Annotated in this window: 9 protein-coding genes, 1 other RNA gene and 1 pseudogene; 1 reads left to right on the top strand and 10 read right to left on the bottom strand. The window is 26.8% G+C overall.

The window, feature by feature from the left end:
• Positions 1-184: 184 nt before the first annotated feature.
• The 5 genes from rpsI to D9R21_RS02900 all read right to left on the bottom strand — a co-directional run bounded on the left by rpsI (position 185) and on the right by D9R21_RS02900 (position 4,170).
• Positions 185-586: a 30S ribosomal protein S9 gene (gene rpsI, locus D9R21_RS02920; protein ID WP_004027966.1), complete on the bottom strand. Its 402-nt coding sequence runs from the start codon at positions 584-586 to the stop codon at positions 185-187.
• Positions 587-597: 11 nt separating this feature from the next.
• Positions 598-1,038: a 50S ribosomal protein L13 gene (gene rplM / locus D9R21_RS02915; protein ID WP_126821029.1), complete on the bottom strand. Its 441-nt coding sequence runs from the start codon at positions 1,036-1,038 to the stop codon at positions 598-600.
• Positions 1,039-1,149: 111 nt separating this feature from the next.
• Positions 1,150-2,391, bottom strand: a complete 1,242-nt coding sequence (locus D9R21_RS02910) for a serine hydroxymethyltransferase (RefSeq protein ID WP_126821028.1) — start codon at positions 2,389-2,391, stop codon at positions 1,150-1,152.
• Between the two features lie 86 nt (positions 2,392-2,477).
• Positions 2,478-3,434: a hypothetical protein gene (locus D9R21_RS02905; protein ID WP_126821027.1), complete on the bottom strand. Its 957-nt coding sequence runs from the start codon at positions 3,432-3,434 to the stop codon at positions 2,478-2,480.
• Between the two features lie 73 nt (positions 3,435-3,507).
• Positions 3,508-4,170 (bottom strand): uracil-DNA glycosylase, encoded by a 663-nt coding sequence (locus D9R21_RS02900; RefSeq protein ID WP_126821026.1) that lies wholly within the window; start codon positions 4,168-4,170, stop codon positions 3,508-3,510.
• A 132-nt stretch (positions 4,171-4,302) separates the two neighbouring features.
• On the opposite strand from D9R21_RS02900, the gene D9R21_RS02895 reads away from it, so the two are divergent.
• Positions 4,303-4,905, top strand: a complete 603-nt coding sequence (locus tag D9R21_RS02895; RefSeq protein WP_126821025.1) for an IMPACT family protein — start codon at positions 4,303-4,305, stop codon at positions 4,903-4,905.
• On the opposite strand, the gene trmB is transcribed toward D9R21_RS02895, so the two are convergent.
• The 5 genes and pseudogenes from trmB to D9R21_RS06955 all read right to left on the bottom strand — a co-directional run.
• Complete coding sequence (trmB, locus tag D9R21_RS02890) at positions 4,880-5,521, bottom strand: tRNA (guanosine(46)-N7)-methyltransferase TrmB (protein ID WP_126821024.1); 642 nt, start codon at positions 5,519-5,521, stop codon at positions 4,880-4,882. The two genes, D9R21_RS02895 and trmB, sit on opposite strands and share 26 nt — an antisense overlap.
• The gene (locus D9R21_RS02885) at positions 5,505-7,544 is read right to left on the bottom strand and encodes an EAL domain-containing protein (protein WP_126821023.1); all 2,040 of its coding nucleotides are present in this window, start codon (positions 7,542-7,544) and stop codon (positions 5,505-5,507) included. The genes trmB and D9R21_RS02885 overlap by 17 nt, the downstream gene beginning before the upstream one ends.
• A 180-nt stretch (positions 7,545-7,724) precedes the next feature.
• Positions 7,725-8,148: a transfer-messenger RNA gene (gene ssrA / locus D9R21_RS02880) on the bottom strand.
• A gap of 43 nt (positions 8,149-8,191) precedes the next feature.
• Positions 8,192-8,509: a hypothetical protein gene (locus D9R21_RS02875; protein ID WP_241568704.1), complete on the bottom strand. Its 318-nt coding sequence runs from the start codon at positions 8,507-8,509 to the stop codon at positions 8,192-8,194.
• Positions 8,510-8,538: 29 nt separating this feature from the next.
• A pseudogene (locus D9R21_RS06955) lies at positions 8,539-8,719 on the bottom strand (IS3 family transposase); the annotation flags it as partial.

Raw genomic sequence — 8,719 nt, 5'->3', positions numbered from 1 at the left:
GCGATGTTTGTTCAATTTCTTTTACTGTATTTTTTCGAAATTCTGCAGTATATGTTTTAAATTTTTGTTCTTTTCCTGCCATTAAAAAATGCACCTCCTCTAAAAGTTTAGTAAAGTTCTTTTTTAATTTTACTTACTTTTTGGGGTGCAGTCTTTTGCAAAGCAAAATGTACTTTTCTGAAATCTATCTTTTTGAATATTGCGGTGCTCTTCTAGCCCCATGTAACCCATATTTTTTTCGTTCTTTAATACGAGCATCACGAGTTAGCATGCCAGCATGTCTCAATAAAGTTTTATAATCTTGTGACGCTTCAACTAGGGCTCTTGCAATTCCTAATCTTGTTGCGCCAGCTTGTCCGGTAAAACCACCACCAGATACTTTAACACGAATATCAAATTCTGATTTTGAACCAGTAATCTCTAAAGGTTGTTCCAAATCTTGCACTAATGTTGCATATGGGAAAAACTCTAATGCTGGTTTCCCATTCACAACAACATTCCCTTTACCAGGAGTCAATACAACTTGGGCAATAGAAGATTTTCTTCTTCCTGTACCACGATATATAACTTCTTGTTTTTTTGCCATATTTTCTCCTTTTATTTATTAGTTAATTCTAATTTAATTGGTTGTTGTGCTTCATGTGGATGTTCATTACCAGCATAAACAAATAAATTACGGAATAATTTACTTCCTAATTTATTTTTTGGTAACATTCCTTTAATTGCGTGTTCAACAGGATAAATTGGTTTTTTTACTAACATATCCTTTGCTGTTGTTCGTTTTAATCCCCCGGGATGTTGTGAATGATTATAATACATTTTACCCTTTAATTTATTTCCTGATAAATTAATTTTATCAGCATTAAGAATAATAACATTATCACCACAATCAACATGTGGAGTATAAGATGGTTTATTTTTTCCTCTTAAGATCATTGCAACTTTACTTGCTAAACGTCCTAAAACTAGACCTTGAGCATCAATCACATATCATTTTTTTTTAACTTTAGTTGAATTTAAGATAGTTGTTTGTCTCATGTCACTGCCTCCTCACATCATTCCGTACCAGGGTCTAATGTATAAAGCAATAATATTATAACTAAAAATAATAGGATAATCAATATTTTAACTTGTTATTTCTAAATTTAATTACTCTTGTAATTTTCAAGTTGAGTAAATTGGAAAATCACTTAATAAGTTTTTTACTTCTTCTTGATATTTAACAATATTATTTTCAGTTGGTTCTTTTAAAACATTATAAATTATTTCTCCAATTTGTTTAAATTCTTTGCTCCCAAAACCACGTGTTGTCATAGCTGTTGTTCCTAACCGAATCCCACTAGTAACCATCGATGATTCTTTATCAAATGGAATCATATTTTTGTTGCAAATAATACCAATTTTTTGTAGAATTTCTTCCGCCATTTGCCCCGAAATTCCTAAACTACTTTTAACATCAACCATTAATAAGTGGTTGTCTGTTCCATCAGCTACTAAACGCAGATTATTTGCTTTTAATGTTTCTGCTAGGACTTTTGCATTATTAATAATTTCTGCTTGATATGTTTTAAAATCTGGTTGCAATGCCTCTAAAAAACATTGTGCCTTTGCGGCAATAACATGTTCTAATGGGCCACCTTGATTACCTGGGAAAACAGCACTATTAATTTTTTTTGCTCATTTTTGCTTTGATAAAATTAAACCCCCACGAGGTCCACGCAATGTTTTATGTGTTGTCGAAGTAACAACATCAGCATATGGAATTGGGGATTGATGTAAACCAGCGGCAATTAATCCTGCAATATGAGCCATATCTACCATTAATAAGGCTCCAACTTTATCAGCAATTGCACGGAACTTTTTAAAATCAATCTCACGTGAATAGGCACTGGCTCCAGCAACAATTAATTTTGGTTTTACTTCAATTGCAATTTTTTCAATTGCATTATAATCTAACATTTCGGTTGTAGGATCAACTTGATAACTACTAAAATCATATAATCGACCAGAAAAATTAACATTATGACCATGGGTTAAGTGACCACCTGCTGCTAAATCCATTGCTAAAATAGTATCACGTGGTTGTAGCAAAGCATAATAAGCAGCAGCATTTGCTTGACTACCTGAATGTGGTTGAACATTAGCATGTTCAGCTTGAAATAACTCCTTAACCTTATCAATTGCTAATTGTTCAACTTGATCAACATATTCACATCCTCCATAATATCGGTGAAATGGATATCCTTCAGCATACTTATTAGTTAAAATTGAGCCTGTAATAGCTAAAATTGCCTCACTAACATAATTTTCTGACGCAATCAATTCAACATGATTTTGTTGACGTTTTAATTCCAAATCAATCAATTTTTTAATTTGTGAATTCACTTTCATTATTTTCATCTCCATTCTATAACTTCTAATATCATTATATAGAGATAAATAAAAATAACTTCAATAAAAGTTATTTTTTCAAGATTTTAATATTGTAAATTTGCATTAGTATCTTTATGAATTAATGGGGAAACAGCCCGATATGTAATATAAATAATTGCCGAATTAAATAATACTTTCATTGGTGCCATTGCTAATCGCGTAATCATAGTTACCCCATAACCATCTGTTCCACCATTTTTATTCTGTGACACCGTTAAAAAGGCGATATCCCCCCAGGCGGATATTAAGGTGGTGACTCAATATTCATTAACAACAGCAAGCATAATAATAGCAACTAAATCTCAATAATGTTTTTTTGTTTTATCAAAATGACGATAAACAAACATAATAATTCATATAATAATAATAGTTCCCCCTGTGCCAAAACCAATAATATAACTTAAAACAATTTTGCTAACTTCTAATCCAGCAAATAATGTAATGGTTTCAAATGGTGAATATCATGTCATTACTCCAGCAAAAGTTACAAAAATTAAAATAAAAATATTTGTTAACATAAATAAAACTCATTTATGCTTACCAACGGCACGATTAATTGAAGATACACAACCTGATAAAAATCCATATGAAGCAATTACAATAATATAAGCAACATTGAGATAAGAAGGAACAAATAACATAACAATTAAATCAGTAACAACCCCCAATAAAAGTCCAACAATTGGTCCAAAAATAAATCCACTAATTTTAACCATTAAACCTTCAAAAGCAATCCGCACAGGAGGAAAAACCGTAATTGGTACTGTTATTGAAATAATAATAGTAACTGTTGCTGAAACTGCTGACAACATTGTAATATACGAAATATTTTTCGTTGTAAAACGAATACCATGATAACGTTTAGGATTAGTTAAATAATATAAACCATTATAAATACAATAAATAATAAAAAGAGCACCAATAACACCACTAGCAATATATGCCATTTTATTACTATATAAGATTTTTGATATATCACTAAATGATGTTAGTAGACCCATAATATCCCCACAATCTATATTAATAAAATAAATCCTCTTGTCCTGTCAATATTTTACATATATCAATTATACATTACATTTTTCAATCAATTATGTTTTTTTTATTTTTTAAAAGTAAATCGTTAATTTTTACAAAAAATTGTTGATCCTTAAATAAATTGTAACTAAAAGGTGATGGGTGCGCTCCCTTAATAATATTACTTTTATTCAAAATATATTCACCATACTGTTTTGCATAATTGCCTCATAAAACATATACAATATCATTACGAATCTCATTTAAATAAATAATCAAATTTTGACTAAAATTAGTTCAACCAATATACTTATGACTTAAAGGCGTTTTGGCAACAACACTTCCAATTGTATTATATAGAAAAACACCTTTTTTAGCTCAATGGTCTAAATTACCACTAGCATAATGATCAACACCTAAGTCTTTTTTTAATTCATGAAAAATATTGACTAAACTTGGCGGAGTTTTAATACCATCATTAACACTAAAAGCTAAACCATTTGCTTGGCCTGGACCATGATATGGATCTTGTCCAATAATAACAACTTTAATATCATTAGGCTCAATTAATGTAAACAAACGAAAAATATCTGTTTTTGCAGGGTAACAAAGTTTATTTTGATATTCACTATCAATGTTCTTTAACAATTGTTTAAAATACGGTTTTTTAATCTCATTATCAAAGAACTCTCCTCAACCAACTGCGTATTTTATTCACATTCCCTTTTCTCCTATTGCCTCTTATTATAGTAAATTATTAATTTCGGTTTTTTGTAAAATAATTATATCAAAAAAAGGAAAAAAAGATAATATAATGAAGATAAAATAAAGATAAAAAGGAAGGTGAAAAACTTGCAAGAACTAAAAGAAACTAAATTAATTATTAATGAAATAAATATTAAAAAATCACGCTTCCTTTGTTTATTGCAAAAAGTTACTTCCGAACATGATGCACTTGAATTTATTAAAACAAATCAACAGCCAAACGCTGCTCATAACTGTTACGCCTACATTATTGGGAAAAATCAAAATATTATTCGAAAAAGTGATGATGGCGAACCAACTAATACTGCTGGCAAACCAATTTTAGAAATTTTACTTCACCATAATTTAACTAATGTTGTGTGTTTAGTTATTCGTTATTTTGGGGGAATTAAATTAGGAGCTGGCGGATTAATTCGCGCTTATGCTAGTAGTGTTAAAACAAACCTAAAAAAAGCGGAATTAATTCCTTATTTTGAAACAAAAGATATTATTATTAAATTCCCAATTAATAAAATTAAATTAGTTGATGAATATTTAACATATCATTATCAAAATTTAATAATTAATAAAAATTTTACGGAACCTATTAGCTATCAATTTTCGTTACCTAGTGAACAAATCCATACTTTCCTTTTATGAGCCAGCAATAATAAAATTAATATAATTATTTCCGAGCATATAAATAATTAATATTTTTTCCAAGTTTAAAAAAGCGTCGTTCATATTCAGTTGGAACATTATTTTCCACATAATGATTCTGATATAAATTTGTTGTATAATCAACAATTTTTCAATTATTTTCTTTAAATGATTCTAATGAATAAGTAAATAATTGATCATTATCTGTTTTAAAATGAATTTCACCATTATCTTGTAAAATAATTTGATAAAAATCTAAATATATTTTATTTGTTAGCCGACGTTTTTCATGTCGCACTTTTGGTCAAGGATCAGAGAAATTTAAATATATTTTATTAATTTCTTTAGGTGCAAAAATTTCTAGTAAAAAAATAGCATCAAAAACAATTATTTTTAAATTAGATAAATTTTCAGCAATTATTTTTTTTAAAGCTAAAACTAAAACTGATGGATAACGTTCGATTGCTAAAAAATTTTGATTTGGATATTTTTTTGCTAATGCTATAATAAAATCCCCTTTCCCAGAACCAATTTCAATATTTAAGGGATTATTATTTTTAAAAATCATTTTTCCCCATTGCCCCTTATAATATTCTGGATTTTGAATTGCAAAGGTAGGATTCTCCATAATATATTCTGTTGCTCAAGGTTTATTTCTTAGTCTCATCTTTAAATCCTTTCCGACTGTTTTTTAATAAAGTTATTTTTATCTCATTACCAATTTCATTTTGTGGTTCATCATAAGTTCCAAATAATGAACCAAACATATAATTAATTTTTAGTTCTTTTAATTTACTATATCCCAAATAACTATTAACTTGTGGTGCAATTAAAATAATATCAAGTTTTTCTGCTAAAATAATATATTCTTTAATTAAATTTTGATAATGCAAATGAATAAACATTTCACGAATAATTGTTGGAGAAAAAACAGCATAATTAGGTTCATAATAGTACAAACTATTTAATTCCGTATCAATTGCTCCAAAATTTTTAACAGCAACTTCAATACCAATATTTTTAATTGTATTTAAATTTTTTTTAAACTTTTCAGGGTCAAAGCCAGTTTCCATTAAATCAAAAGTTAAAATTAAATTACCAGGTTTTACTTTTAATTCAATTAATTTTGTTGCAAATTTTTTTAAATTAAACTGGTCACTACTAATAAAACTAGATGGATAAGTAATGAATAATTTTTGTTCTAAATAATTATCTAATTTATGAAAATTCTTAATATTTAATGCCGCATTAAAACGATCTAGCATTGTTTCATGTACAATTCCCAAAAAAGTATTACTATCTTTTCAAAATATTAAATCACTATCAACCCCATCAACTAAATTACTACTATAATGATATGCTAATGTAAGGCCATCATTTACATTTATAATTGGAGAATATAAACTAACAATTTTTTCTAACTGAATATGTTCATTTAAAGCTAAAATACTACGTTTTTGGTTTGACAATTCTTTAATATTTTCAGGATCAATAAAAATAATTTGATTTGAATATTCAAGATTTAACCGATTATCTGCTGTTGCAATATTATATTCTTTTAACTTATTTAAATTATTTGATTGTAAACCATATAATGAAGCATATCCTTGTAATTTAACAATTATTTTATAATTTTTTAAAATAAAAGTCGTATTAACTTGTCGCAATAAAATTTCAAATTGTTTTAACAAATCAGTTTCTGGTCGTAACTTACTTTTATTATGCAATAAGATACTACTAATATCAGGTTTTTCAATTTGATCAAGGGGAAGAAAAATTCCAAAATGATTTAAACTTGCTTTAAAAAATAAAACATTTTGTTCTTTTCATAGTGTAAAAACTTGATGAGAAATAAGATCAATAATTTTATTTTTAACATTACTATTTAGAAATTTGTCTAGTTTTTCAATATTATTAATCATAAAAGTAAAATAAATTCCACGACGAATCTTATTCTTATGAATTAAATTATAAATAGCATCATGTGCTAAAGCCTCACGAACATAACTATTGCGGTCATATTCAATAATATTTTGTAATTTTATCGCATGAACATAAATTAATTCAATAATACCACAAATACTATAAGCAAAATAAGTCATTGCAATTCACACTAAAACATATAATTCACTTACAAAGTTTTCTGACATAGCCATTCTTTTTGATTGTGCTAAAACAATAATTGAAGCCGTAATGAATCCTGTTAATGTCAATAAAGACCATCTAGTTCATTTTGTTCATTTAAAATACCAACTCACAAAAACAATTAGAAGGGTTAAAACATAAAGTACTGAAATCATAATAATATTAGGAGTACCTGTCAAAGGTAAAAAATAATTATTATTTAAAAATGGTAAAATTGCAAAAAGAAAAGTAAAAATAATAATTGTATATAAAATTGTGGCAAAGCAAGAAATAAAAACACCTATCATTCAACAAACTATTATTGGCAGAAAAATATTAATAGCAATCATTGTATTGGTTTCGCCAGTTTTTGGTGGCACAAAAAATGGGATTAATCCTTGGGCAATAATAACCAAAATTGCAAAAACACCACCAATAACAACTTGATAATAAATTGAAAAACGAGCAAAAGAATTACGCACTAAACCTCATGTAAAAATATAAATGATAGAAAAAATAATTATAAATAATAAATATACAAAAATAATATTTAAAATATTACTCACTTACTTCCACCTCTTTTAACAAACCTTGTACTTTTTTTATTATATCATTCCTTTTAAAAATATTTTTGAACTTAAAAAAGAAACTAAAATTCTCATAAATAATTTCTTGAATCTAATAATTTATTTATGACAAAACAAGTTTCTTTTAATTTCTACCTTATTTTTAATAAAAATAAAAAATGGTGGAGATGGCGGGAATTGAACCCGCGTCCACAAATAACATTCTAATATCTTCTACAGTTTAGTCTAATCATCTTTTTTTCATTATTTAATAATAGGATTAGACAACTAATTAAATAACTAGATAATAAGACTTTCAAAATTCTAACATTATCAATTAGAATTTCTATTAGATTAAGACTTGAGATACGATAATAGTTAATAATCTACAATTAACTACTATTACGGCTAGCAATCCTCTAACAGCGAGGAATTAAGCTGCTAACATTGATCCTGCTAATTGATTGTTCATCATAAAAGCTGGCATTTCAATTTTGTCTTCTTTTTGTTTTTTGTTTGCGTTTCTTCAAACCTAGTAGCATTATAGTCTGCTAAACTACTGCCAATATTAGTAGATCATTCCTGTCGAAACCGGAACATCCCCATATAGTAATTATACTCTTAAATTATTAAATAGTAAATAATAACTATTTAGTACATTTTTTTTGAAATAATTGCTTAAAATGGTATTCATGGCTAATTTCTTTTCCAATTTTTGTACCTAAGGTAATTCGAATTAAAGTATAGTAATCCATGATTAAACTAAAACTACTAAAAAATAAGGTAAATAATAAGAAAAGTCCCATACCTAGAATATAATCTTTTTGTAATCAAAATAATAATCGCTCAACAATTAACCTAGGATTTGTAATTAAATTATTATTTTTTAAATTTAAATATTCAACATAATAATTTAAACTACTAAAAAAATAACTAAATAACCCAAGACTAGTAATAGAGTGCACCCCAAAAAGTAAGTATTAGTAAAAAAGGTTTATAAACTTTTATTTATTATATCCTTTTCTTTGCGGCTTGAATATCATTTATTTCATTTTTTAACATCATTAATATATTCATCATGCGATAAGTAAATATTGTTATGAATTGTTGCTTTTTTTAATAAAGAATGAAAACTTTCAATAACAATATTATCAGCACAATGATAATTTTTACCC

Origin of the sequence: Spiroplasma endosymbiont of Megaselia nigra, assembly GCF_003987485.1 — a bacterium.
GTDB lineage: Bacteria > Bacillota_I > Bacilli_A > Mycoplasmatales > Mycoplasmataceae > Spiroplasma.
The sequence above is the reverse complement of the archived record's forward strand: the minus strand, read 5'-3'. Positions and strand labels throughout refer to the sequence as shown.